This window comes from Streptomyces sp. NPDC047886 (assembly GCF_043204435.1).
Lineage (GTDB): Bacteria > Actinomycetota > Actinomycetes > Streptomycetales > Streptomycetaceae > Streptomyces.
Map to the genome: position 1 here is coordinate 420247 of NZ_JBIDCF010000005.1, position 23668 is coordinate 443914.

23 protein-coding genes are annotated in these 23668 nt (G+C 73.8%); 12 read left to right on the plus strand and 11 right to left on the minus strand.

Annotation, left to right across the window (positions count from 1 at the left end; genetic code table 11):
• Positions 1–246: 246 nt before the first annotated feature.
• The 4 genes from ACGF5U_RS19835 to ACGF5U_RS19850 form a co-directional block, all read right to left on the minus strand.
• Positions 247–1596: a serine hydrolase domain-containing protein gene (locus ACGF5U_RS19835; protein ID WP_392713701.1), complete on the minus strand. Its 1350-nt coding sequence runs from the start codon at positions 1594–1596 to the stop codon at positions 247–249.
• A gap of 154 nt (positions 1597–1750) precedes the next feature.
• Positions 1751–2176 carry a hypothetical protein gene (locus ACGF5U_RS19840; protein WP_392713699.1) on the minus strand — a complete coding sequence of 142 codons (426 nt, stop codon included), beginning with the start codon at positions 2174–2176 and terminating at the stop codon, positions 1751–1753.
• A gap of 208 nt (positions 2177–2384) precedes the next feature.
• Entirely contained in the window at positions 2385–5033 is a 2649-nt protein-coding gene (locus ACGF5U_RS19845) for an FtsX-like permease family protein (protein WP_392713752.1), read from the minus strand.
• Between the two features lie 137 nt (positions 5034–5170).
• The gene (locus tag ACGF5U_RS19850; protein WP_392713697.1) at positions 5171–5989 is read right to left on the minus strand and encodes an ABC transporter ATP-binding protein; all 819 of its coding nucleotides are present in this window, start codon (positions 5987–5989) and stop codon (positions 5171–5173) included.
• A gap of 345 nt (positions 5990–6334) precedes the next feature.
• Between ACGF5U_RS19850 and ACGF5U_RS19855 the strand changes: the two genes are divergently transcribed.
• Together ACGF5U_RS19855 and ACGF5U_RS19860 are read left to right on the plus strand one after the other, a co-directional pair.
• Positions 6335–7546 carry a sensor histidine kinase gene (locus tag ACGF5U_RS19855; RefSeq protein WP_392713695.1) on the plus strand — a complete coding sequence of 404 codons (1212 nt, stop codon included), beginning with the start codon at positions 6335–6337 and terminating at the stop codon, positions 7544–7546.
• Positions 7534–8199 (plus strand): response regulator, encoded by a 666-nt coding sequence (locus tag ACGF5U_RS19860; RefSeq protein WP_392713693.1) that lies wholly within the window; start codon positions 7534–7536, stop codon positions 8197–8199. Before ACGF5U_RS19855 ends, ACGF5U_RS19860 begins: the two co-directional genes overlap by 13 nt.
• A gap of 287 nt (positions 8200–8486) precedes the next feature.
• Here ACGF5U_RS19860 and ACGF5U_RS19865 read toward each other — a convergent pair whose 3' ends face one another.
• Positions 8487–8918, minus strand: coding sequence for a hypothetical protein (locus ACGF5U_RS19865; protein WP_392713692.1), 432 nt, complete (start codon positions 8916–8918; stop codon positions 8487–8489).
• 73 nt (positions 8919–8991) lie between these two features.
• Positions 8992–9201 carry a hypothetical protein gene (locus ACGF5U_RS19870; RefSeq protein ID WP_392713690.1) on the minus strand — a complete coding sequence of 70 codons (210 nt, stop codon included), beginning with the start codon at positions 9199–9201 and terminating at the stop codon, positions 8992–8994.
• A 268-nt stretch (positions 9202–9469) separates the two neighbouring features.
• Here ACGF5U_RS19870 and ACGF5U_RS19875 point away from each other — a divergent pair, with 268 nt between their 5' ends.
• Both ACGF5U_RS19875 and ACGF5U_RS19880 read left to right on the plus strand, forming a co-directional pair.
• The gene (locus tag ACGF5U_RS19875; protein ID WP_392713688.1) at positions 9470–10909 is read left to right on the plus strand and encodes an MFS transporter; all 1440 of its coding nucleotides are present in this window, start codon (positions 9470–9472) and stop codon (positions 10907–10909) included.
• A gap of 5 nt (positions 10910–10914) precedes the next feature.
• Positions 10915–11769 (plus strand): thioesterase II family protein, encoded by an 855-nt coding sequence (locus ACGF5U_RS19880; protein WP_392713686.1) that lies wholly within the window; start codon positions 10915–10917, stop codon positions 11767–11769.
• Here the strand turns inward: ACGF5U_RS19880 and ACGF5U_RS19885 are convergent.
• Positions 11726–12301: an ATP-binding cassette domain-containing protein gene (locus ACGF5U_RS19885; RefSeq protein ID WP_392713685.1), complete on the minus strand. Its 576-nt coding sequence runs from the start codon at positions 12299–12301 to the stop codon at positions 11726–11728. The two genes, ACGF5U_RS19880 and ACGF5U_RS19885, sit on opposite strands and share 44 nt — an antisense overlap.
• Before the next feature lie 571 nt (positions 12302–12872).
• Between ACGF5U_RS19885 and ACGF5U_RS19890 the strand changes: the two genes are divergently transcribed.
• The 3 genes from ACGF5U_RS19890 (at position 12873) to ACGF5U_RS19900 (ending at position 16249) form a co-directional block, all read left to right on the plus strand.
• Positions 12873–14255: an alkaline phosphatase PhoX gene (locus ACGF5U_RS19890; RefSeq protein ID WP_392713684.1), complete on the plus strand. Its 1383-nt coding sequence runs from the start codon at positions 12873–12875 to the stop codon at positions 14253–14255.
• A 144-nt stretch (positions 14256–14399) separates the two neighbouring features.
• Complete coding sequence (locus tag ACGF5U_RS19895) at positions 14400–15278, plus strand: polyphosphate kinase 2 family protein (RefSeq protein ID WP_392713682.1); 879 nt, start codon at positions 14400–14402, stop codon at positions 15276–15278.
• Positions 15279–15448: 170 nt separating this feature from the next.
• Positions 15449–16249: a polysaccharide deacetylase family protein gene (locus ACGF5U_RS19900; RefSeq protein WP_392713750.1), complete on the plus strand. Its 801-nt coding sequence runs from the start codon at positions 15449–15451 to the stop codon at positions 16247–16249.
• Positions 16250–16391: 142 nt separating this feature from the next.
• On the opposite strand, the gene ACGF5U_RS19905 is transcribed toward ACGF5U_RS19900, so the two are convergent.
• The gene (locus tag ACGF5U_RS19905; RefSeq protein ID WP_392713681.1) at positions 16392–16883 is read right to left on the minus strand and encodes a MarR family winged helix-turn-helix transcriptional regulator; all 492 of its coding nucleotides are present in this window, start codon (positions 16881–16883) and stop codon (positions 16392–16394) included.
• 60 nt (positions 16884–16943) lie between these two features.
• Here ACGF5U_RS19905 and ACGF5U_RS19910 point away from each other — a divergent pair, with 60 nt between their 5' ends.
• Positions 16944–18074 (plus strand): hypothetical protein, encoded by a 1131-nt coding sequence (locus tag ACGF5U_RS19910; protein ID WP_392713680.1) that lies wholly within the window; start codon positions 16944–16946, stop codon positions 18072–18074.
• Positions 18075–18100: 26 nt separating this feature from the next.
• Here ACGF5U_RS19910 and ACGF5U_RS19915 read toward each other — a convergent pair whose 3' ends face one another.
• Complete coding sequence (locus ACGF5U_RS19915) at positions 18101–18292, minus strand: hypothetical protein (RefSeq protein ID WP_392713679.1); 192 nt, start codon at positions 18290–18292, stop codon at positions 18101–18103.
• 42 nt (positions 18293–18334) lie between these two features.
• On the opposite strand from ACGF5U_RS19915, the gene ACGF5U_RS19920 reads away from it, so the two are divergent.
• Positions 18335–18844: a hypothetical protein gene (locus tag ACGF5U_RS19920; protein ID WP_392713677.1), complete on the plus strand. Its 510-nt coding sequence runs from the start codon at positions 18335–18337 to the stop codon at positions 18842–18844.
• A gap of 55 nt (positions 18845–18899) precedes the next feature.
• Here ACGF5U_RS19920 and ACGF5U_RS19925 read toward each other — a convergent pair whose 3' ends face one another.
• A complete protein-coding gene (locus tag ACGF5U_RS19925; RefSeq protein WP_392713675.1) occupies positions 18900–19577 on the minus strand; it encodes an AIM24 family protein in 678 nt (225 codons plus the stop codon).
• A gap of 81 nt (positions 19578–19658) precedes the next feature.
• Here ACGF5U_RS19925 and ACGF5U_RS19930 point away from each other — a divergent pair, with 81 nt between their 5' ends.
• The 3 genes from ACGF5U_RS19930 (at position 19659) to ACGF5U_RS19940 (ending at position 22694) form a co-directional block, all read left to right on the plus strand.
• Entirely contained in the window at positions 19659–20348 is a 690-nt protein-coding gene (locus ACGF5U_RS19930; RefSeq protein ID WP_392713673.1) for a peptidyl-tRNA hydrolase, read from the plus strand.
• Between the two features lie 110 nt (positions 20349–20458).
• Positions 20459–21223, plus strand: coding sequence for a DUF4142 domain-containing protein (locus ACGF5U_RS19935; RefSeq protein ID WP_392713748.1), 765 nt, complete (start codon positions 20459–20461; stop codon positions 21221–21223).
• 154 nt (positions 21224–21377) lie between these two features.
• On the plus strand, positions 21378–22694 hold the full coding sequence (locus tag ACGF5U_RS19940; RefSeq protein ID WP_392713671.1) for a DUF692 domain-containing protein: 1317 nt from the start codon (positions 21378–21380) through the stop codon (positions 22692–22694).
• Positions 22695–22954: 260 nt separating this feature from the next.
• On the opposite strand, the gene hemQ is transcribed toward ACGF5U_RS19940, so the two are convergent.
• Positions 22955–23668: a hydrogen peroxide-dependent heme synthase gene (gene hemQ, locus ACGF5U_RS19945; RefSeq protein WP_392713670.1), complete on the minus strand. Its 714-nt coding sequence runs from the start codon at positions 23666–23668 to the stop codon at positions 22955–22957.

The window sequence follows — 23668 nt, forward strand, 5'->3', positions numbered from 1 at the left end:
CCGAGACCCCATAGAGCGCCGAGAATGTGTGCGGCCTTTCGTCAGCGGAATTCCGTCTGCCGTATGACGAGATCCGTATGCCGAGAGCCGTATGACGTGTGCGGTATGACGTGTGCCGAGAGCCGTATGACGTGGGCCGAGAGCCGTGTGCGGGACGCCGGGTGCGGGAGGTGTGCCGAGCGCGGACGGTGAAGAGGGAGATCTCCGCGCGTCGCCCGCCGTGTTTCGCCGTGCGGGGCGTTTTCGTCAGGGCGTCACGGTGCGTTCCCTCGTGTCGCGCATGAGCGTGCGTCCGCTGTACTGGAGGGCCGCGATCCCGCCCGTGACCGGGTCGCGCAGGAACCGGCCCTGTACGTGGGCACCGGGCGTTCCCGGCGCGCCGGTGAAGACCCGGCCCGCGCGGGGGACGGCCGGTTCCCTGGCGCCTCCGGGCAGGGCGAGGACGAGCCGCCCGTCGCCGTCCAGGGCTACCGTGACGGCGAGTTCGCCGTTGCGGTAGGTGCCCGCGCAGTCCTGGAAGGCGTCGGCGGGGACGGCCGCCGGGGCGTCGGGCCGGTGGACGCCGACGCCGACCTCCGGGGCGCCGACGAGCGCGTCCCACAGGTCCTGGCCGCCGGCCGAGTTGGTGGTGAGCGCGACGACGACACCGCGCTCCGGGTGGATCCGCAGATGGCAGGTCGTGCCGTCCAGGCCGCCGTCGTGGCCGAGCCACCGGTCGGTCGCGGGTCCGTAGTGGCCGAGGCCCAGGCCCCACGCCGCCGCCAGCCCGAACGGCTCGGCGCCCGGCACCGGCCGGGCCAGCTCGCGCAGCACGTCCGGGTCGACGAGCCCGTCCGGCAGGCCGTCGCCGGGCTCGGCCAGCAGCGGCCGGGCGGCCCGCACGAGGTCGGCCGCACTGCCCGCGAGGCCCCCGGCGGGCGCCGAGCCCGGATCGGTGGCGCACGGGACCCGGTGCACGACCCGGTCGCCGCCGGGCGCCGTGCCGATCCGGTGGCCGGGCGCGGCGGTGACCGTCCGCGCGCCCCCTGCCCCGCCCGGCAGGAGGCCGACGCGGGTGCCGAGCGGGCGCAGCAGATAGTCCTGGACGGCCTGCCACCAGGGCAGTCCGGTGGCGGTCTCGACGGCGCGACCCGCCAGCGCGTAGCCGGTGTTGGCGTACGAGAAGGAGCCGGGCTCCGGCCAGGGCGCCCCCGCACGGTCCTGGCCGGCCGCCAGGAATCCGGCGGTCCAGCGGGCGAGCGAGGGCGCGTCCGGGTCGTCGTGGTCGGACGGGAGCCCGGCGGTGTGGCTCAGCAGGCCGCGCAGTGTGGCCTGCTGGACCTGGCCGCCGACGGCGGCGAGTTCCGGGATCCACTCCCGTACCGGGGCGTCGAGTGCGAGGTCCCCGTCGGCCACCAGCTGGGCGACGGACAGGGCCGTGAGCGTCTTGGTCACGGATCCGTACGCGAACACGGAATCGGTGGTGACCGGGGAGCCGGTGCCGTATTCCTCTTCACCGTGTTCCCAGGTTTTCAGGGTGCCGTGGCGGAGGACGGCGAGCTGGCAGCCGACGACACCGGATTCCGCCGCGAGTCGCGCCAGGCGTGTACCGGACATCGTCAGCCCCTCCCCGTTCTCCGGGACTTTCCCGAAGCCCTCCGTCGGCGGCTTTTCCGCTGCCGCCTCAGGAATTCTTCAACAGGGGGGATGTGCCGGACAGGGGTTTAAGCGCTGTTGTAAATACGCAGCCCAGAGGCATGATCGCGGCCGGTCACCGTTCCCGGCCGGGCAGCACCGCGGTCGCGATCAGCAGCAGCAGCACGCCTCCGGCCGCGTTCCACAGGCCGCGCTCCAGATCGGTGAACCCGAAGGAGACGGGCGCCACATGGACGGCCTGCTGCACCACCCACAGCACGCCTGTCGCCAGGGCGACGAGTCCGGCGAGCGCGAGCAGCACCTTGGAGCGCGCGATGAGAGCGAGCACGCCGATCGCCGCCGCCGCCGCGAGGGGCAGCAGCATGGACGTCCACAGCGGGCCCGCCGCACCGGCGGCCGCGGCGTCGTCCAGGCCGGTGAACAGGTCCTGGGCGGGGACGGACCTCGGGTCGCGGTTCTCGTACCAGGGCTGGAAGGCGCTCAGGACGAGCGCCGCCGCTCCCGCGAGCCCCAGCAGGCTCGCCACCGTCGTACGGGCCATGGTGGTGGCCTCCTTCCGGGTCACAGGTCAGGGATCACAGATCAGGGGTCGGAGATCAGGGGTCACAGGTCAGGGGTCCACAGGTCAGCGGTCACGGGTCACAGGTCACAGGTCAGCGATCAGGTCAGCGATCAGGTCAGCGATCAGGTCAGCGGTCAGCGGTGGTCGGGCCGGGCACCCGGGTCAGGTCACGGGGCCCGGCGCCGGGTCACCGGCCGAGACCGGCCGGGCGTCTTCTGCTGAGCGCCGCACGGGCGGGCAGCAGACAGCCCGCCAGCGTGGTCACGACCACCGTGACGACGATCGCCCCCGCCTCCAGCGGCGGGATGTAGGGCAGCGAGCCGGTCAGCGAGAGGCTGAAGGCGGTCAGTGGGATCGCCGCCGCGAGACCGCCGACGGTCAGGCCCGTGAGGACGACCAGCGCCGCCTCCGTCCGCAGCATGCGGCGCACCTGGCCGCGGCCCGCGCCCACCAGCCGCAGCAGGATGAGCTCTTGGCGGCGGCCGATCATGATGAGGACGAGCGTGCTGAGCACGGCGATGACGGTGAACGCGCCGATCACGCTGACGGCGACCACGGTGATCACCTGGCCGACGCCCCGGTCCTCGGCCCGCAGGTGCTCGGTGGCGGGCCGTTCGGTCACCGTCACGTCCAGCAGGGAGCCGGCGAGTTCGCGCTCCAGGGCGGCACGGACCGCCGCCGCGCCCGCCCCGGGCTCCAGCGAGACGAGGACGCGGCTGCCGAGCGGGGCCGCCATGTGCGGGGCCAGTTCGTCGGCCGCGAAGAGGAAGTCGCCGAGCGCCAGGGACCGTTCGTACACGGCGGCCACCTTCAGCGGGACGGCGGCGCCGTCGCCGTACCGGACGGTGACGTCGGAGCCGACGGACACGCCGAGGGAGCGCGCCCGGTCCTCGCCGATGGCGACGGTGCCCCGGCCCAGGTCCTTCAGGGTGCCGGCGGTGACGGCCGGGTCGAGCGTGGCGGGCAGCGCGGACGGGTCGACGCCCATGACGGGCAGCCGGTCGAGCTTGGGCTCCCCGGTCTCGCGCCGGGCCAGCACGACGGTGCTGTGCAGCACCTCGGTGGCCTCCTGGACGCCGGGCACGCGCCGCACCGTGCTCACCGTCTCCCGGGGGATGCCGGGCCCGTCGGTGGTGACGGCCAGCGACGCGCGCAGCGCCTGAACGGCCTGCTTTCCGCCCTGCCGGTCGAGGGTCGCCCCGGCCGACAGCTGGACGCCGACGAACGCCACCACGAGCACGATCGGGGTGATGGCCGCGCCCAGGCGCCGGGAGTTGGCCTGCGACGCGGCGACGGCGAGGTAGCCGCCGGGGCCGAGGCGGCGGGCGGGCGTGCCGAGGATCCGCATGGCCGCCCTGGCGATCCACGGGCCGAGCAGCGCACAGGCGATGACGAGGGCCATGGCGGCGGTTCCGGCGGCCATCGCGGCGAGTTCGCCGTACTGGAGGGCGGCCGTACCGGCGGAGCTGAGCCCGGCGAACAGCACGACGAGCCCGGTGATGGTGCGGCCGCGCCCCGGCTGCTCGGGCTCGGTCAGCGCCTCGCCCATGGCCTGAGCGGGGCGCACCTTGGCGATCCGTCCGCAGGCGATCGCCGCCGACACCCGGGCGACCAGCAGGGTCACCGCCGCGGTGAGGACGGGGGTGGCCATCATCCAGTACGGGGTGGGCAGTTCGAGGCCGATCGGGACGGCGTCGCGGGCCCGCAGCAGATGGATCAGCAGCAGGAACACCGGTACGGCGGCGACCGCGCCGAGGAACGCGGCGGTCACGGCGACGACCCGGACCTCGCGGCCCACGGTGAGCCGCAGTTGGCGCGGGGTGGCGCCGACGGCGCGCAGCAGCGCCATCTCGCGGGACCGCTGGTGGACGGCCTGCGTGACGGTGCCCGCGACGACCAGGACGGCGATCATCAGGACGGTCGCGCAGACCGTGGCGAGCAGCATGAGCAGGGCGGTGCGGCTGGGGGCCGACTCGACGAACTCGGGTTCGCCGCGGCCGTTCCCGGTCAGGACGCGCAGCGCGGCGGAGTCCTCCGCGTACCGGCTGCCGGCGGAGGCGTCGCGGGCGGGTGTGCCGCTGTCGAGGGCCTGGCGCAGGGCCGGGTACAGCTCGTGGACGGAGACGCCGGGGTCGGCGACGACCCCGACGGCGTCGGTGTCGTCGGGGTGTCCCGCGAGCTGCCGGGCGTGGGCGTCGGTGAAGAACACGGCGCCCTGGTGGGCGAGTCCCGTGCGGTCGCCCTTGCCCCGGGGCGCGGCGATGCCGGACACCTCGTAGGTGACGGGGTCGCCGTACGCCTGGAGGCGGACGCGGTCGCCGACTCCGGCGCCCGCGCGGGCGGCGAGGTCGCCGTCGAGGACGATCTGCCCGGCGGTGGCGGGCGCGCGGCCCTCGCGGAGGGTGAACGGGGCGAGGGCGGCGACCTGCCAGCCGTGCCCGTAGACGGGCGCGGGCCCGGAGTCGCTCGTCCGGCCGGGCACCGCCGTGCCGGGCCCGCCGTCCTCGGGGAGTGTCGCGAGGGCCAGCGGGACGGTGTCGTCGGCGACGGCGGCGCGTACGCCGGGTACGGCCTCGATCCGGGGCAGTACCGAGCGCGGCACCCGGACCCGTTCGGTGAGGGAGGCGTTCACGGTCGTCGGGGCGTCGCCCCACGGCTTGGCGGTGTAGCGGGTGGTCTGGTCGCCGGCCACGACGGCGGTCGTCGCGGCGTACCGCTCGACGCGGGCGTGGCCGACGAACGCGGAGAGCGTCGCGAGGGCGAAGCTGCCCAGCAGCATCGAGGTCAGGACGAGCGCGGCGAACACGGCCGCCCATGCCTTGCGGTGCATCCGCATCGAGCGCCGGGCGAGGAAGCGGGTCGCGCGGGCGGTGCCCGCGGGGCCGGCGGCGGGGCGGCGCCCTTCGCGGTGCGGCGCGGCGGAGGCCCGGGAGGTGGCGGTGGCGGTGTCGGTGGTCATGCGGTCGGCTCCCCTCACCGTTCGCCGAGCCGGGCGAGTGCCTGTGCGACGGCCTCCGGCTCGGGGCGGTCGATACGGTCGACGATCCGGCCGGCCTCGATGAACACGGCCTCGTCGGTCCAGGACGCGGCGACGGGGTCGTGGGTGACCATGACCACGGTGTGGCCCTGGCGGTCCACGGCGTCGCGGAGCAGCGCGAGGACGTCGCGGGCGGTGATCGGGTCGAGGGCGCCGGTGGGTTCGTCGGCGAAGATCACGGCCGGGTCGGTGACCAGGGCGCGGGCGATGGCCACGCGCTGCTGCTGGCCGCCGGAGAGCCGGAGCGGCGAGTCGTCGGCGCGGTCCGCGAGGCCGACGGCCGCGAGGACGTCCAGGGCACGGTCCCGTACGGCGGGGTCGTCGGGCCGCTCGCCGCTCAGCAGCAGCGGCAGCGCCGTGTTCTCGCGGACGCTCAGCGACGGTACGAGGTTGAGCGCCTGGAACACGAAGCCGACGCGGTCCCGGCGCAGCCGGGTGAGGGCGGCCTCGCTCAGCCGTGACAGGTCGGTGTCGCCGATCCGTACCGTGCCGGAGGTCGGCTGGTCGAGGCCGGCCGAGCACTGCAGGAACGTCGTCTTGCCGGACCCTGAGCGGCCCATCACGGCGAGGAAGCGGCCGCGTTCCAAGGTGAGGCTCACGTCGTCCAGCGCGTTGACCTGCTTGCCGCCCCGCCGGTAGCGGCGGGTGACCGACTCCAGGGTCAGCGCGGCGGCCGGGGCGGCGGTCTCCGGGTGCGGTGCCGTCGTCGTGCCGGCCGCCGCCGAGCCGCGTTTCGCCGTGCGAAGCCTGACCATGCTGTGCCCTCCGGGCCCGTCGCGGGCCTGTCCGACCGGTGCTCCCGGTCTCTCGTCACCACCGGTCCCGGCGTCCGGGACCAGGCGGTTTCCACCTGTCGACCACGCTAGGGAGCGCGGCGGCGCGGCACGAGGGGGCGCGCACCCGAACCGGGGTTCAGCCAGCTCCACCATGGTCCGAGGTGACCGGTACACCGCGCGTGGGCACGGTGATCCGTATGCTCGACGGTGCGCCCGGACACACACCCCGCGCCGTCGCCGGACGGACCGTACGCCGGGACGGACGGTACGCCGGGACGGACCGTACGCCGGGACGGACCGCGCGCCCCACGACAGGGAGTCACGATGCACGATCTCGCGTTACAGATCCGGCGTTCCTGGCTCGCCGGTCTCCATCTCTACATCGGCCTGCTGGTCGCCTGGGTGTGTTTCGTGGGCCTCTTCGCCTTCCTGGCGGGCCTGTTCTTCACCGTGTCGGTGATCGGGGCGCCCGCCTGGCCGGAGATCGTGCGGCTGCTGCGCCGGCTGGCCGGGTACGAGCGCGTGCGGGCCGGTGCGCGGCTCGGCAGCCCGGTCCCCGAGCAGTATCTGCCGCTGGACGGTTCGCCGACGGACCGGCTGCGGCTGGCGCTGACCGACCCCGGGACGTGGCGGGACGCCCGCTGGCTGCCGGTGGCGACGGTCTCGTACATCGTGTTCGCGGTGCTGACGGTGGTGCTGTGGCTGTTCGGGATGGTGGTGGACGGGGTGCGGATGGGTGTCGGGGGCGCCCTGGACCGGCGCCGCGAGGAGCACCACGGCACTCCGCCGAGGACGCGGGCGCCGCTGGTGCTGCACGGCATCGAGAAGCTGGCCGACGTGCAGGCGGCCTGGACGGCGGCGCTGCTGCGGCCGTCCCCTTCGAGCCGGCTGACCGAGCGGATCGCCGAGCTGTCCGAGAGCCGGGCCGGCGCGGTGGAGGCGCACAGCGCCGAACTCCGGCGCATCGAACGGGACCTGCACGACGGGGTGCAGGCGCAGCTGGTGGCGCTGTCGCTGCGCATCGGGCTGGCGAAGCAGCTGGTGCGCAAGGACCCGGACGCGGCGCTGACCCGGCTGGACGAGGCGCAGTCGGGGCTGGAGAACGCGCTCGCCGAGCTGCGGCACGTGGTACGGACGGTGCACCCGCCGGTGCTGACGGACCGCGGCCTGGCGGGCGCCGTACGGGCGTTGGCCGCGTCGTCGGAGATCCCGGTGGAGATGCACCTGAGTCCGGTGGAGAACGGGCACCGGCTGCCGGCCGCCGCTGAGGCCGCCGCGTACTTCGTGGTCGCCGAGGCCCTGACCAACATCCGCAAGCACAGCGGCGCCTCGCGGGCGTCGGTACGCTTCACGCGGGGTGGTGGGCTGCTCGTGGTCACGGTCGTCGACGACGGTCACGGCGGTGCCGACGAGCGCGGCGGCAGCGGTCTGCTGGGTATCCGCAGACGGGTCGCCGCGTTGGACGGAACAGCGAGCCTGACCAGCCCTGTGGGTGGGCCGACCAAGCTGAAAGTGGAGCTGCCGTGCGGATCGTGATCGCGGAGGACAACACCCTGCTACGGGAGGGGATGGTCCTGCTGCTGACCAGTAACGGCCATGAGGTGGTGGCCTCGTGCGCGGCGGGGCCCGAAGTGCTGCCCGCGCTGCGCGAGCACCGCCCCGACGCCGCCGTGCTGGACGTGCGGCTGCCGCCGACGTTCCGGGACGAGGGGCTGCGCGCGGCGGTGGCGGCCCGGCGGGAGTTCCCGGACCTGCCGATCCTCGTCCTGTCGCAGTACGTGGAACAGGCCTACGCGGCCGAGCTGCTGGCGGGCGGTGCGCGCGGCATCGGCTATCTGCTGAAGGACCGGGTCGGGCGCGTGGAGCAGTTCCTGGAGGCGCTGGAGCGGATCACGTCCGGCGGTACGGCGCTCGACCCGGAGGTCGTGACGCAGATCCTCAGCCAGAAGACGGCCGCCCGGCCGCTGGAGGGGCTGACGCCGCGCGAGACCGAGGTGCTGGAGATGATGGCGCAGGGCCTCGCGAACGGCGCCATCGCGGAGCGCCTGGTCATCACCGAGCGTGCGGTGAGCAAGCACATCAGGGGCGTCTTCGACAAGCTGGGACTGCCCCCGGAGGGCGGCAGCGTCCACCGCCGGGTCCTGGCGGTGCTGGCGTTCCTGAGCAGCAGCACGCCGGAACCCTCGTAGGAGCGGCGCCCCTCGTGGGAGCGTCCGGCGTCGGGCGGCCGTGCGGCGGGCGGCCCGTGGCGGGCGGCCCGTGGCGGCGCCGCCGGCCGGGCGGCCCTGGCCCGGGGACGCCGGGCGGCCCTGGCCCGGGGGATCCGGTGCGGGGCTGTCCTGCGCGGGGCTGTCCGGAACGGAAATGACCCGGGTGCCCGGTGAGCTCTCGCTCCCGGACACCCGGGTCGTGGGATGTCGCGCGACGTCGACGGGGGATGACCAGTCACGCGGATCCCGGTCCTGTGGGAACGGCGTCAGAGGTAGTCGCCGGCCGACGTGCAGGTCTTGCGCAGCTCTTCGAGGCGCTTGTTCTGGTCGGCGACGTACGCGGAAACCGATGCCGGGCTGCGGTCGGCGGGCGACGTGGCGCGCAGTTCCTTCGCCGCGTCCCGGGCCGCGTCGGCGAGCTTGTCGTCGCCCGCCTTGTCGGCGAGTTCGTCCAGCTTGTCGGCGCGCGCCTTGACGTCCTTCTGCGCGGCGTCCGCGTCCTTGGCGTTCGGGTCGAACAGCGCCAGGTCCAGGATCTCCAGGCAGGTGTCACCGCGGTCGAGCACCTTCTGCGGCGTGTCCTCGCAGGAGACAAGGCCGATGCCGGCGGGGACGACCAGCAGGGCCGCGACAACCGCCCTGACGGCCGTCTGCCGCTTGCCGCGCAGGAAGCCCCTGCGGTCCTCGCTCGTCTTCATGGTGTTCCGTCTCCTCGGAAACTCGAAAGGTCGGGATGTGGGATGTCGGGGTGCCGGATCGCCGGGGCGGTGGTCAGTCCTCGGCGTTGCCGGCCCGCTGCCAGCGCACGACGGCCCAGACGACGGCGATCGCGTCGAGGGCGAAACCGCTGATCATCACCGCGGTGTGGGTGCCGCCGGTGACCGCGTGGGAGACCACCGACGTCAGCATGGCGCCCACGAAGAAGACGAACAGCGGGGGAATGATCCAGCCGCTACCGGCCTTGCGGGTGGTGCGTGCCATGGCTGCCTCCAGTCGTACCTGTCTCGTCGCACGGTCACGGCCGCGCTGTTACGACATCCATGCTGTCGGCCGGGGAGGCGCGCGTCAGTACACCGCGTACCCGAACAGGGGTGGAGCCTGCACCACCGCCGGGTGTTCAGCGCGGTGTGCGGGAGGCCCCTTTCCCCATTGCCACCAGGGCAGTTACACCCAGCCTTAAAGACCTGCCGGAAACGACGGGGCGGTGACAGCATCGTCGGGCGTCGGACCACAGGAGGGTGCAGCGAAGGTGGACACGAAGGTGGACACGTCGACCGAGCCGGTGCCCCTGCGCCGCAACCGGAATTACCACCTGTTATGGAGCAGTCAGGCACTGTCGGAACTCGGTGCCCAGATATCGCTGTTCGCGTTGCCGCTGCTGATTCTGCTGTTGACGGATTCGGCGGTGCAAGCCGGTGCCGCGAGTGCCGTCAGTGCCGTGACGCGGCTCGTGGTCCTCATTCCGGCGGGCGCTCTGATCGACCGCTGGAACCGGAAAACGGTGATGCTCGTCTGCGAACTGGCGCGTGTTCCGGTGATGGTGGCGCTGGCCCTGGCCGTACTCCAGGACGGTACGACGTTCGCGCACATTCTCGCCGTCGCGGTGGTCGACGGCGCGGCGGCCGCGATGTTCGCGCCAGCCGAGGACGCGGCGCTGCCGCAGGTGGTGGCGAAGAGCGATCTGTCCACGGCCGTTTCGGTGAGTGCCGCGCGCAGTTACCTCGCCACTCTGGTCGGTCCGGGCATCGGCGGTTTCCTGTTCAGCGCGCACAAGGCGCTGCCGTTCCTGGTCAACGCCGTCACGTACGTGGTGTCGTTCGTGATGATCCTCTTCCTGCGGCTGAGGGCGGCCGCCGCGGCGCCCGCCGCCGGTGAGCGGTCCCTGCTGCGGGAGATCCGCGAGGGGGCCGCCTGGATCGGCGGCCGGCCGGTGATCCGGGCGAGTCTGCTGGTCGCCGTCGTCGTGAGCGTCTGCTTCAACGCGCTGTACCTGATCGTGCTGACGGCCGCGCAGCGGTCCGGCGTACCGGCGACCGAGATCGGCGCCATCGGTGTGATGGTGGGGATCGGCGGTCTCGTCGGGGCGATGACGGCGCCGCGCGTGCACCGGCTGCTGACGCCGCGCGCGTCGATCGTGCTGCTCGGCTGGGTGGGCACGGCCCTCACCCCGCTGCTGCTCCTGGGCACGAGCGGCTATCTGTACGGCGGTGTCCTGGCGCTCGTCGCGCTGTGCGCGCCGGTCGTGCAGACCGCCGTCGTCGCGTACCAGATGTCGACCACCCCCGACCGGCTGCGCGGCCGGGTCAGCGCCGCGATGGGGCTGGCCGGGGGGGTCGCGGGCGCGGCGGGGCCGCTGCTGGGCGGGGTGCTGATGGACACGGGCGGTACGCGGGTCGCGGTCCTGACGTGTACGGGTGTGCTGCTGGCCGCGGCGGTGGCGGCGGGGTTCAGCCCGGCGCTGCGGGCCTTCACCTCCGTGGACGGCGCCCCGGCCGACACCCCGGCCGACCGGGCCGCCGACGCCCCGCCCGAGCCCCGCTCGGGCGCGGGCTCCGAGCCCGGCTCCGCCTCCGCATCCCAGCCCGGTTCCGAACCCGGCTCCGGCACCCCCTCCCAGCCCGGCTCCGGCCCCGGCTCCGGCTCGCAGGAGGAGCCCCCGAAGCGCCCCGTACCCACTCCGGAAAGGTGACCCCGGTGAACCGGTCCTCCTCGTCCCGCCCCACCACCTCCCGCCCCACCACCTCCCGTCCCGCCGCCGCCCGCGCGGCCGGCGGCTCCCGTGGCGGGCGCACGGCGCCACGTGCCGCGGTGGCCAGACCGGCCAGGCCGGGGGCGGCGGTACGGCTGTTCTGCTTCCCGTACGCGGGCGGCGGCTCCAGCGTCTTCCGCTCCTGGAGCGGCCTGCTGGACGAGAGCGTCGAGGTGTGCCCCGTGCTGCTGCCGGGCCGCGAGGAGCGGTTCGGCGAGCCGCCCCGTACCGACATGGACGTCCTGGTGCCGCAGCTGGCCGAGAGCCTGGCCGGCTGGCTGGACAAGCCGTTCGCGTTCTTCGGGCACAGCATGGGCGGCCAGATCGCGTTCGCCCTGGCCCGTCATCTGTGCGCGCACGGCCCGGCCCGGCCGGAGCGTGTCTTCGTCTCCGGGTGCGTGCCCTTCCGGGGGCCGGTCGAGCGGCACACGCTGCCCGACGAGGCGTTCCTGACGGAGATACGGAACATGAACGGCGCGCCGCCCGCGTTCCTGGACAACCCGGAGCTCGTGGAGCTGCTGCTGCCGACGCTGCGGGCGGACTTCACGCTCTCCGAGACCTGTGCGTTCCCCCCGGACGCGACGCTGCCGGTGCCGCTGACGGCCTTCGCCGGGACCGAGGACCCGGAGGCCCGGCTGGACCAGGTGAAGGAGTGGTCGCGGCACGCCGGCGGCCCGTTCGACGCCTACGAGCTGGCGGGCGACCACTTCTTCCTGCACGATGCCGCGCCGCTGCTCGGCATCGTGGGGCGGCTGCTCACGGCCGGGCGTGAGCGGCGGCCCGCTCCAGGCACGCGCTGATCTCGCGGGGTCCGGCGTCGGCGATCAGGTCGACGACCGCTCCCCCGTGGAGGATCACGACGGCATCGGCGCGGGCGGCCGCCGCCGGTGCCGTCGTCGCCATGACCGCCGCCACACCGTGCCGGTCCACCGCCTGCCGCAGGACCGCGCCGTCCGCCTCCGACGCGTCGTCCGCGAGCAGGACCCGGGCGTGGCGGTCGAGGGCGGCCGTGAGGTCGGCCGTGTCCACGGGCGTCCCGAGCCAGGCCACGGTGTCGCCCTCGCTGCCGGGGCGGCGCGTGGCCTCCCCGTGGCGGACGACCGTTCCTGTCGTCGGCCGGGTCGCGCCGGAAACCACTTTCAGCAGGGTGGTCTTTCCCTGCTTCGGCCCGCCCATTACCGCGAGGAACTTCCCCTTCCGCACCGCGAGGCTGATATTGCGCAACGCATATACCGCAGAAGAAGAGGAGTCCGTGTCATAGGTCTTCGAGATGTCCTCGAGGGCGAGGATTTCGGACGCGTGACCGACCGGATCCGACGGCACGTGGCTCATTACTGCACTCCCCTGTCGCGGAAATACTCCCCCGTCTGACGCCCCTTACTGGCGTGAACGATCGGCAGATTACCGAGGGCCAGGAACAGTGAACAGAGGAGTGAGCAAGTGGATTACAGGTACAGCTGACTCTCCCCCGGCCGTGGAGCGAGCCCCCTGCGACGGGTTCCGGGAACTCCGCCGAATCAATGAACGCGGGAACGGGTGGAACGAGGGACCGATAGGTTCGCACATTCATTCGCCGATGGATATGCGCGACACGCGAATTGGCGGGACCGAAGGGCGCGGACGGGTGGCACACGGGCCGAGGACGGCGGGCACACGGGCGGAGGACGGCGGGCACACGGGGCTCGGACAGGCCTCGGACGGCTGACGGACGGGCCTCGGACAGAGCTCAGACGGCCGCGCACGGGCCTCGGACGACACGAGGGCCGGGCGGTGGCGACAGCCACCACACCCATCGGCCTGTCAACAGGGACAACACGGTTCGCACAGTTCACCCGCGCCCAGCCTGCGTGATACACACGTCCGAGTCACGTCACATCTCCTGTCCGCCAGCAGGGAGTTGCCCATGTCCGCAACACGACGTCAGATTCTCGCCCGCACCGGTGCGTCGGTCGCCGGGATCGCCTTCACCGGAGCACTCTCCGAACTCTTCGCCGGTACCGCGACCGCGGGTGACCGGTCGGGTCACGGCCATTCCGGCACCTACGGCTACGGCCCGCTCGTCCCCGACCCGGCCGGGCTCCTCGATCTGCCCCACGGCTTCCGCTACCGGGTCCTCTCGCGCGAGGGCGACCCGCTCCGCTCCGGCGAGGGCACGGTGCCCGGCAACCACGACGGCATGGGCGCCTTCGCCGGGCGCCGGGGCCGTGTGCACCTGGTCCGCAACCACGAGAACGGGCGGGGCGCCGCCCTCGGCGTCCCCGCGGTCCCCGGCCTCACGTACGACCCGGCCGCCCGGGGCGGCTGCACCACCCTCACCCTGAACGGCGGCGGGGACATGCTCGGCGAGCGGGTGTCCCTCGCGGGTACCGCCGCGAACTGCGCGGGCGGGCACACGCCCTGGGGCACCTGGCTGAGCTGCGAGGAGAGCGAGGACCGGGCGGGCACCCACGGCTACACCAAGGACCACGGGTTCGTCTTCGAGGTCGACCCGGCCGACCCGCACCGCACCGGGGCCGTACCGCTCACCGCGATGGGGCGTTTCCAGCACGAGGCGATCGCCGTCGATCCGCGCCGGGGCATCGTGTACGAGACGGAGGACGCCTTCGAGCGCCCGTTCGGCCTCTTCTACCGCTTCCTGCCGCACAGGCCGCTCGGCGGCACCGGCTCCCTCCGCGCGGGCGGCGCCCTGGAGGCCATGCGCGTCCCGGGCGTGCCGGACCTGTCGGCCGTCCAGGAGACGGGCACGGCCTTCGACGGCGTCGAGTGGGTGCCCGTACCGGACAGCCAGGCGCGCCAGACGCCCATCCGGCTCCAGGACTTCGGCCCGCAGGGCGTCACGCACGCGCAGAAGCTGGAGGGCTGCTACTGGGGCGGCCGCTCGGTCTACTTCGTCTCCAGCTACGCGCGGGCCGCGCAGGGCTCGGCCGCCGACCACTTCGGGCAGGTGTGGCGGTACGAGCCGGACCGGTGCCGGCTCACGCTGGTCGTCGTCTTCGGCCCCGGCACGGACGTGCGGCTGCCGGGAGAGTCGCCCGACAACATCTGTCTGACGCCCGGCGGCGGCCTGATGGTGTGCGAGGACGGTGACGGCGCCCAGCACGTGTACGGGCTGACGCGGCGCGGCGAGGTCTACGCGATGGCCCGCAACGCCAAGTCCATCGGGACGCCGTCCGAACCGGTGTGGGGCGAGTTCACGGGCGTCACCTTCTCGCCCGACGGCGGGACGATGTACGTGAACTGCTACCGGCCCGGGACGACGTTCGCGGTGACCGGCCCCTGGCGTTGACGGCCGACGCCCGTCCCACGCCTCGCGGGCGGCACGGATCCGGAGCACGATCGAGACAGCGCCCCCGGTGCGCCGGGGGCGGCCGGGGAACGGGCGGCCGGGGAAGAAGGGGCGGCCGCGAAGGACGGACGGGAAGGGCGGACGGTGTCGGAGAAGCAGCGGCGGCCGGAGCCGCCGGCACACGGGGAGCTGGGGGAGCTGCTGCGCGTCCCCGGCGGCGAGCGCCCCGACCTGTCCGCGTACCCCACCGACGGCAGGCCGGCGGGCCCGCGCACCAAGGAGGACGGCCGGGCGGAGGCCGGCGCCACCGGTGTGCTGCTCGCCGGTCTCCAGGACCGGCTGTACGCGGCGAGCACGGCGGGCGACCGGCGCCGCCTGCTGCTGATCCTGCAGGGCATGGACACCAGCGGCAAGGGCGGCACGGTGAAGCACGTGGTGGGCGTGTTCAACCCGTCGGGGTGCCGGGTGAAGGCGTTCAAGGCGCCCACGCCCGAGGAACGGCGGCACCCCTTCCTGTGGCGGATCGCCAAGGCGCTGCCGCAGCCGGGCGAGATCGGCATCTTCGACCGCTCGCACTACGAGGACGTGCTCGTCGCCCGGGTGCGCGGGCTGGCGCCGCGCTCCGAGATCGAGGGCCGGTACGAGGAGATCAACCGGTTCGAGCGGTCGCTCGCCGACGACGGCGTGACGCTCGTCAAGGTGTTCCTCCACCTGGGCCGGGACGAGCAGCGCCGACGGCTGCTCCAGCGGCTGGACAACCCGGACAAGCACTGGAAGTTCAGTCCGGCCGACCTGGACGAGCGGGCGCTGTGGCCCGCGTACCAGGAGGCGTACGAGATCGCGCTGGAGCGGTGCTCGACGGCCGTGGCGCCGTGGTACGTCGTGCCCGCCGACCGCAAGTGGTACCGCGACTGGGCCGTCGGCGCGCTGCTCCTGGAACGGCTCACGGAGCTCGACCCGCACTACCCGCCGGCCGACTTCGACGTGGCCGCCTGCCGTCGGAGGCTGCTGGCGGATCCATGACGGCCACCGCCGTACCGGCGACGGACACCGCCGTACGCGTGCCCTGGCCGGGCACCGCTCCAATGATCGGTTAATTTCACCGGGTGACCATTTTTGTACGAAAGCTGCTGACGCCTGTCCTCCTGAGCGCTGTCCTCGTGGGCTGCGGTGACAGCGGCGGCGGAGACGCCATGGACGTGGCACCGCCGCGCGGCAGCGCGGCCGCGACTCCCCCGGCCTCCGGGCACCCCTCCTCCACCGCCCCGACCGCCGGGGCGCCCGGCGCCCGGAAGCCGCCGACGATGGCACCGGGCCCCGGCGGGCTCACCCCGGTGTTCGAGCGGGCGGCCGACACGGCGGACAAGGTCGTCGCGCTCACCTTCGACGCCGACATGACGGCCGACCAGGGGCCCAGGGCGGCCCGTGGTGAACGGTTCGACAACCCGGAGCTGATCGCCACGCTGCGCCGCCTCCAGGTCGACGCCACGATCTTCATGACGGGCCGCTGGGCCGAGGAGTACCCGGACCAGGCCAGGTCGATCGGCACCGACGCCCGTTTCGAGATCGCCAACCACTCGTACAGCCACCACGCCTTCAAGGCCCCCTGTTACGGGCTGCCGGTGCTCAAGGGGGCGGACATGGCGGCCGACGTGCGCCGGGCGTTCGACGCGTTCCGCGCCGCCGGCGCCCGCAACGTCGTGCCGTACTTCCGCTTCCCCGGCGGCTGCTACGACGAGCCCGCGCTGCGCGCCCTCGCGCCGTCGGGCGTGACGGCCGTCCAGTGGGACGTGGTCAGCGGTGACGCCTTCGCCACCGACGCGGACGCGGTGGCACGCCAGGTGATCTCCGGCGTACGGCCCGGGTCCCTGGTCGTGCTGCACTGCACGCGCAGCGCGGCGCCCGTCACGGAGGAGGCCGTCCGGACGATCGTGCCCGAGCTCCGGGCGCGCGGCTACCGCTTCGTCAAGGTCTCCGACCTGATGGCCCGCTGACCGGCCGCCCGGCGTTCAGGGCACCAGGCCGCCCTGCGTCGCCGTCACCCGGCGCTCCCGCCACCCGGCGTCCGGTGTGCACATCACCCGGGCGCTCACCTCACCCGGCGCCCCGGTCGCCTCAGCACCGGGCGCCCGCGCGTCAGCTCTGCACCTCGCGCACCCAGGCGGAGAGACCGGCCACGAACCCGGCCCGCTGCTCGGGCGACAGCCCGTCCAGGGCGCGCAGCAGCGGTTCGGTCCTGCGGACGACGAAGGTCTCCAGGGACGGGCGGTAGTCCTCCGCCAGCGACACGAGGACCCGGCGGCGGTTGGCCGGGTCCTCGGCGCGCAGCACGATCCCGGCCCGGCTGAGGCCGCCGACCAGCTCGCTGGCGGTGGGCAGCGAGACCCGCAGCCGTCGCGCGATCTCACCCACGGGCAGCGGCGGTCCGGCGAGCAGCTGGGACAGCACGGCGCCATGACGGGGTGTCAGCCCATGCGCCTCCATCGTGTCCCGCAGCGGCGCGGGCATGAGCTCACGGACCACGGACGCCCGGAAGAACGGCTCCAGCAGGGGCACCAGCACCAGGATGTCGGCCAGATCCGGTGCGGACGGCAGGGGCGGCTTCCCGGAGGCGTGCGTGCGCGGCATACTGCGAGTGTAGATGGTTTGGATTCCCAAACTGTTTGGACAACTGAAAGGTGCTGGCGCATGCCGTCCACCGGCTACAGCGATGCCCTCAACGACGCCCTGGAGCGGATGGAGGACCTCGGATACGAACGCGGCCAGGGGGTCGACCTGGCCAACCACGGCCCCATGGGAGCCGAGGCACTGGCCTTACTCGGACAGGAGGACCAGGTCGCGGACTGGGTACGGCGCTACCGGCGCGCCATGGAGCACCATGAGCCGCCCGCCGCGCGCTTCGCCCTGGACGCCGCCGACGCCTCGTCCTGGCGCCCGGCGCTCGGCGCGTTCCACCGGGCCGGGGACTGGGAGAACCTGTTCGTCCGCGAACTCGCCGAGGCACACTGGCGCGACGTCCTGGTCCGCTGGTGGCCACGGCTGCTGCCGGGTCTGTTCGCCGGGCTGACCCATGGCCTCATCCGCACCGCGCACGCCGTACGCGGCCTGTACGCGGTGGAGAAGCCGACCCGCCTCCAGCTGGACGAGCTGGCTCGCGGCCTGGCGTACTGGGCCGCCCGCTGGACCGAACTGCCCGGCGTCCCCGCGCTGCGCGGCCCGCACGACCTGGGCACCGCGATCGCCGCCCTGCCCCGGGTTCCGGAGGAGGGCGGCCTCGGGCCCGCCACCGTCCGCGCCCGCCTCGACGGGCTGGCCGGCCTTCCCGGCTACGAGGAGTCGCTGGAGTGGCTGGCCCCGGAGCAGGCGTCCCGGCTGCTGAGCGAGATGACCCTGCGCTTCGCCGACGTGTACCTCGGCCACCCGGAGGTGTTCCCGGTGCCGCTGATCCACGGGGTGACCGCGCCGGCGGCCGTACGGCTCGTGCTCCCCCACCTGCCGTACGAGCTGCACGAGCCGACGCTCGCCCGGCTGTGGCAGGTGCAGGCGGCGTTCCTGCTGGCCTTCACGACCGACCGGCGCGACGAGGACACGACGGCGTGGCGTCCGGAGGTCGCCGCAGCGCCGCCGCTGGACGAGCTGGGGGCGCGGGCCGCCGAGCACGGCGACGAGCACGTCGTCAAGTTCACGGAGGCGTGCCTGCGGGAGTACGCGCTGCGTCCCGACCCCCGCTACCCCGCCGCCGCGTTCGCCGCGCAGCGGCGCATCACCCGGCTCGACGCGGGCGGCGCCGTCGGCGCCCTCCGCCCGGTCACCCCGTAGCCCCTCATCCGCCGCCGGACACTTCCCTACCCGGAGCAGGCCGTGCGCTCGGCCTCCCGCCATTCGCACACGGGGCACAGGGTGATGCCCTTGGTGGCGGCCGGGTACTCGGTCGGCTCCTGGCACAGGACGCAGTCCGCGTACGGCGGCCCGGCGGCAGCCTCGGCGGGCCGCCGCTCCGGGGGCTCGCGGTACGCGCGCTCGGTGGGCTCGTCCATACGTACGACTCTACGCTCCACACGATGGTTAGGCTCATGGCCATGAGCGGAGATCATCATGACGAGCCGGTCTTCGTCCGCTCCAACTGGGGGACGAATCGCTATGTCTACAACACGAGGAATCCGGTCGGCCTCGCGCTGACCGTCGGGGCGCTGCTGTTCGCCGGCGGCGGCATGTACACCCTGCACGACAGCTCCCGGTGGAGCGAGGGGGAACTGCGGGACGCCGTGCACGCCGCCGCGCGCTCGCTGGAGGCGGAACCGAGGGTGACGTACCTCCACTACGGCTACGACGACATGATCGAGGAGGCGATCGAGGCGGCCGGCGAGGGCCCGTCGAACGGATGGGGCCTGAGCGTCTCCCGGGACCGGTGGGCGGAGGAGGCCGGACCCGACCGGTTCGACATCACCACGAGCGACACCAAGGCCGCGTACTGCATGACGGTCGCGCCGCCCGAGCCCGATCACCTGGCCACCTACCCGAGCACCGCCCCCGGCGCGCCGCGCACGCCCGTCGACCTGACGGTGGAGGTGGCGGAGGGCTCCTGCTGACCGGCGTCCCCGCGGAGCGGATCCCGGCCGCGGCCTCGATCCGCTCCGTACGGGTTCAGTTCTGGGCCGCCTTCTGGGGGGTGAGTTCGCTCGGCCTGACGACGACGAAGCCCTCGCCCCGCAGCATCAGCTGCACGGCCTCGCCCGAGCCGCCGCGCAGCATGGAGCCGATCGACTGCGAGCGGTGCAGCGAGGTGTCGAGGTGGGCACTCCAGCCGACGACCGCGTCGGTGTCGACGTACACCGGCTGCTGCGGGCTCACCGGGATGACGAGCGGGTCGCCGTCGCAGACCAGCGCCAGCTTTCCGTACCCCGTGAAGACGCTGTTGAAGAGGCCGCCCCCGGCCATGCCGGCCCCTTTCACCGTCCTGATCTCGTACGCCAGGGTGGAGTCGAAGCACAGGACGTTGCGGCCGTTGACGGTGAGGGCGTCACCGTGCTCGATGTCGACGAGGAAGCAGTTCTGCGCCTCGTGCGCGAACCACGCCTCCCCCTGGCCGCGCACGGCCATGAGCGGCAGCCCCTCGCCGGTGACGGCGCGCTTGAGCATGCCGCCTATCCCCTGGCCCTTGCGTTCGAACTGGAGGTCGCCGCGGAAGGCGATCATGGACCCCTGCCGGGCGAGCATCTCGCCGTTGACCGCGTACTTGACCGATTTCGAGTTCTGCAGCGTCATGCCCGGTGCGGTGGCCTGCTGCGCCAGGTACTGGGACGCGAAAAGATCGCTCTTCATGCCGGGCATCGTCGCCCGGAACGACCCGTTCTGCCAACAACGCCCCGGAACGGTGCCGGTGGCGGCTGGCAGACTGGCCCGGTGACCAGCGCTGACACCGACACCCGCGACACCGCACCGCAGTTCGTCCTGCCCCTGGTGGTACGGATCGAGAGGACCGGCCCGCCGACGCGCACCGACGCGCTGGAGACGGCGGCCCGCGCGGTGGTGACGATGCTCTCCGACGACCGGTCGCTCGGGGACGGCGAGTGGGCCCAGGCCGTCCGCGACTGGCAGGACGCCCGCATCCGCAAGGTCGTGCGGCGGGCGCGCGGCGCCGAGTGGCGGCGGGCCGAGGGGCTTCCGGGCATCACGGTCACCGGCGGCACGGCGGAGGTACGGGTGTTCCCACCCGTCCCCCTGGACGGCTGGCCGAAGGAGCTGGCCAGGCTCCAGGTGTCCGGTACGGAGCTGGAGGAGGCGGCCGGGCCGCTGCCGGAGCCCGCCCCGCAGCAGGCGCTGCTATGGCTCAACCCGGAGCTGCGCATGTCGACCGGCAAGGAGATGGCGCAGGTCGGCCATGGTGCGCAGCTGCTGTGGTGGGCGATGACCGACGCGGACCGCGCCTCCTGGCGGGAGGCCGGTTTCCCGCTCGCGGTGCGCACGGCGGACCCCGGCCGCTGGGCTGGACTGTCCGCCGGCGGGCTGCCGATGGTGCGGGACGCGGGCTTCACCGAGATCGCGCCGGGTTCCTGCACGGTGGTGTCCGACTTCCCCGTTCGGGGCGACTGAACGGTCCCTCGGCGGTATACGTACCTCCCAATACTGCCAAGTAGGTTGAACCACCGGCCGTCGGCCGGTTGATTCGGCCGTGCACACATCCGGCTCGGGAGGCACATTTGCTGCGGCGCATCAACGGCACGGCACTCATCATCGCGGCCCTGGTCGCCACGGTCGGGGCGCTCGCGTTCCCGGTCTGGTCGTACGCGGACCGCTCGGGTACCGGACAGGCCAATCTCAACGCGTCGTCCGTGGCGACCCAGTGGGGGCCGCTGTCGGCGACCGACCGCGACTTCCTGGTGAAGGTGCGACTGGCCGGCCTCTGGGAGCTCCCGGCCGGTCAGCAGGCCATCGAGCGGGCCCCCAGCCAGGCGATCAAGGACGCCGGGGACCACCTCGTGGTCGGCCACTCCGACCTCGACCAGCGGGCCCGTGACGTGGCGGCCAAGCTGGGCGTGGAACTGCCCAACCAGCCGACGGAGCAGCAGCAGGGCTGGCTGCGGGAGCTGTCGGCGGCGAACGGCGAGGAGTACGAGCGGAAGTTCGCCAACATCCTGCGCAACGCGCACGGCAAGGTCTTCGGGCTGGTGGCCGAGGTCCGGCACACCACGCGCAACACGCTGATCCGCCAGCTGGCGAGCGACGCCAACCAGACGGTGCTCGACCACATCACCATGCTGGAGGCGACCGGTCTGGTCGACTTCGACGCGATAGCCAACGAGGCGGCCGGCCGGGCGACGGCGAGCCCGTCGGGTCCGCCCGCGCCCAACGGCAACCTGCCGCCGGCCCCGGCGCCCGCGGTGCCGACGGGGGCGGGCCAGAACTTCACGTCGCTGCCGTCGACACAGCCGGGCCCGCCCACCGCGATCAACACCAACCGCCCCTGACGCGCCGAGGGGCCGGGGCGGCCCGGCCCCGATCGGCCTTCGGCGCGGCGGGCCGAACCTCAAATCAAGCTCTGAACCCGGCCGTCGGCGGATTCGACACCCGCTGACGGGGCCATGACCCCTGCGACGCGACCTGCGGCGCGAGGAGGGGGCCATGGCGGAACGGACGACGGGGCTGGGGGTCGGCATCGGCTGGCGCCCCGAGATCGCGGACACGGTGGAGGCCCTGCCGGGCGTGGACTGGGTGGAGGTCGTCGCGGAGAACATCTGCGCCGGCCATCTGCCCGACTCGCTGCTCCGGCTGCGCGAGCGCGGCGTCACGGTGGTTCCGCACGGTGTGTCGCTGGGTCTGGGCGGCGCCGCCCGCCCGGACCCGGCACGGCTCGCGGCGCTGGCGGAGAAGGCGACGGCGCTGGGCGCGCCGCTGGTCACCGAGCACATCGCGTTCGTCCGGGCGGGCGGCCCGCTCACCGCGTCACCGGCGCTGGAGGCGGGCCACCTGCTGCCGGTGCCGCGCACCAGGGAGGCGCTGGACGTGCTGTGCGAGAACGTGACGATCGCGCAGGAGGCGCTGCCGGTGCCGCTCGCCCTGGAGAACATCGCGGCGCTGTTCGCCTGGCCCGACGAGGAACTGACGGAGGGGCGGTTCCTCGCGGAGCTGGTGGAGCGCACCGGTGTGCGGCTGCTGATCGACGTCGCCAATCTGCACACCAACCGGGTCAACCGGGGCGACGACGCGTCGAAGGCGCTGGCGGAACTGCCCGTCGAGGCCGTCGCGTACGTCCATGTCGCGGGCGGGGTGGAACGCGACGGGGTCTGGCACGACACGCACGCCCACCCGGTGCCGCGCCCCGTCCTGGACCTGCTGGGCGAGCTGGCGTCCCGGGCGGCGCCGCCTGGCGTCCTGCTGGAGCGGGACGACGACTTCCCGCCGGCCGCCGAGCTGGGCGCGGAACTGGCGGCGATCCGCGCCACGGTCGCCGGGACGGCCGCCCCCGCCCCGGTCGAGGCCCCGGCGGTGCTCGCGGGGCCCGTGCGGCAGGAACGGCCCGTGCCTGAGGCGTCCCGGGAGCGGCTGGGGATCGCGCAAGCCGCGCTGCTGTCGGCGCTCGTCGCGGGAACGCCCGCGCCGGAGGGGTTCGACCACGGGCGGCTGAGGGTGCAGGGCCGGGCGCTGCTCGCCAAGCGGGCCGGGGTGGTCGCCAAGGTGGCGCCTGAGCTGCCGGGCATCCTGGGCGACGGCTGGCGGGAGGCGTTCTTCGGGTACGCCAGGACCCGGCCGATGGGGGGCGGTTACCGCCGGGACGCGCTGGACTTCGCGGGGCATCTGCTGGCGGCGGGGCGCCTGGAGGACGCCGCGGCCAGGCGGCGGCTCGCCCAGTGGCACGAGGAGCGGGCGACCGCCCGCCCGCCCACGAGGGCCGGGCGCCTGGTGCGGGCGGCCCGCGCCGCGCTCACCGCGCGACGGTGACGCCGGGCATCGCGCGACGGTGGCGCCGGGCATCGCGCGCCCGGCGCCGGATGACGCCGGTGCGGCGCGCGAGAACGCGCGCCGCACCCGGAGCCGGACCCGGTGTCGCTGGACCGCCGGACGGGATCGCCGTCCGGCGTCTGATCTTCCGGGTCGAGGGGTGACGGCCTCCACCGGCGCCGCCAGCTGGCGCCGCCACCAGGCATGGCCCAGGCCACCGCCGTGCCCAGGGGTTTCCGGCACATCGTGCCGGACACGCCCTACGCCAGGCCGGCCACCAGGTCGGCGACCGACTTGCGGCGGCCCGTGTAGAAGGGGACCTCCTCGCGGACGTGCATCCGCGCCTCGCTGCCGCGCAGGTGACGCATCAGGTCCACGATGCGGTAGAGCTCGTCCGCCTCGAAGGCGAGCAGCCACTCGTAGTCGCCGAGCGAGAAGGAGGCGACCGTGTTGGCGCGGACGTCCGGGAAGCCCCGGGCCATCTTGCCGTGGTCGGCGAGCATCCGGCGGCGGTCCTCGTCGGGCAGCAGGTACCAGTCGTAGGAGCGCACGAACGGGTACACGCTGACGTAGTCGCGCGGTGTCTCGTCGGCCAGGAACGCCGGGATGTGCGACTTGTTGAACTCGGCGGGGCGGTGCAGCGCCATGTTCGACCAGACCGGCTCCAGCGCGCGTCCCAGCCTGGTACGGCGGAAGAGGTTGTAGGCCTCCTGGAGCTCGTCCGAGGTCTCGGCGTGCCACCAGATCATGAGGTCGGCGTCGGCGCGCAGCCCGGACAGGTCGTACGTGCCACGCACGGTGATGTCCTTGGCGGCGAGCTGGTCGAACAGCTCCTGGACCTCTTCGGCGTAGCCGGCGCGGTCCTCGGGCAGCAGGTCGCGCAGCTTGAAGACGGACCACAGGGTGTAGCGGATGACCTCGTTGAGGTCCTTCGCCTTCTTACCGGCGTTCGGGATCTTTTCGGGCGCACTCAT

What these genes read in the sequence shown, in the direction of transcription:
- ACGF5U_RS19835 (WP_392713701.1), bottom strand. Translation starts at nt 1,596, where the DNA reads ATGTCCGGTACACGCCTGGCGCGACTCGCGGCGGAATCCGGTGTCGTC.
- ACGF5U_RS19840 (WP_392713699.1), bottom strand. Translation starts at nt 2,176, where the DNA reads ATGGCCCGTACGACGGTGGCGAGCCTGCTGGGGCTCGCGGGAGCGGCG.
- ACGF5U_RS19845 (WP_392713752.1), bottom strand. Translation starts at nt 5,033, where the DNA reads ATGCGGATGCACCGCAAGGCATGGGCGGCCGTGTTCGCCGCGCTCGTC.
- ACGF5U_RS19850 (WP_392713697.1), bottom strand. Translation starts at nt 5,989, where the DNA reads ATGGTCAGGCTTCGCACGGCGAAACGCGGCTCGGCGGCGGCCGGCACG.
- ACGF5U_RS19855 (WP_392713695.1), top strand. Translation starts at nt 6,335, where the DNA reads ATGCACGATCTCGCGTTACAGATCCGGCGTTCCTGGCTCGCCGGTCTC.
- ACGF5U_RS19865 (WP_392713692.1), bottom strand. Translation starts at nt 8,918, where the DNA reads ATGAAGACGAGCGAGGACCGCAGGGGCTTCCTGCGCGGCAAGCGGCAG.
- ACGF5U_RS19870 (WP_392713690.1), bottom strand. Translation starts at nt 9,201, where the DNA reads ATGGCACGCACCACCCGCAAGGCCGGTAGCGGCTGGATCATTCCCCCG.
- ACGF5U_RS19885 (WP_392713685.1), bottom strand. Translation starts at nt 12,301, where the DNA reads ATGAGCCACGTGCCGTCGGATCCGGTCGGTCACGCGTCCGAAATCCTC.
- ACGF5U_RS19890 (WP_392713684.1), top strand. Translation starts at nt 12,873, where the DNA reads ATGTCCGCAACACGACGTCAGATTCTCGCCCGCACCGGTGCGTCGGTC.
- ACGF5U_RS19900 (WP_392713750.1), top strand. Translation starts at nt 15,449, where the DNA reads ATGGACGTGGCACCGCCGCGCGGCAGCGCGGCCGCGACTCCCCCGGCC.
- ACGF5U_RS19905 (WP_392713681.1), bottom strand. Translation starts at nt 16,883, where the DNA reads ATGCCGCGCACGCACGCCTCCGGGAAGCCGCCCCTGCCGTCCGCACCG.
- ACGF5U_RS19910 (WP_392713680.1), top strand. Translation starts at nt 16,944, where the DNA reads ATGCCGTCCACCGGCTACAGCGATGCCCTCAACGACGCCCTGGAGCGG.
- ACGF5U_RS19915 (WP_392713679.1), bottom strand. Translation starts at nt 18,292, where the DNA reads ATGGACGAGCCCACCGAGCGCGCGTACCGCGAGCCCCCGGAGCGGCGG.
- ACGF5U_RS19920 (WP_392713677.1), top strand. Translation starts at nt 18,335, where the DNA reads ATGAGCGGAGATCATCATGACGAGCCGGTCTTCGTCCGCTCCAACTGG.
- ACGF5U_RS19925 (WP_392713675.1), bottom strand. Translation starts at nt 19,577, where the DNA reads ATGAAGAGCGATCTTTTCGCGTCCCAGTACCTGGCGCAGCAGGCCACC.
- ACGF5U_RS19940 (WP_392713671.1), top strand. Translation starts at nt 21,378, where the DNA reads ATGGCGGAACGGACGACGGGGCTGGGGGTCGGCATCGGCTGGCGCCCC.
- hemQ (WP_392713670.1), bottom strand. Translation starts at nt 23,668, where the DNA reads ATGAGTGCGCCCGAAAAGATCCCGAACGCCGGTAAGAAGGCGAAGGAC.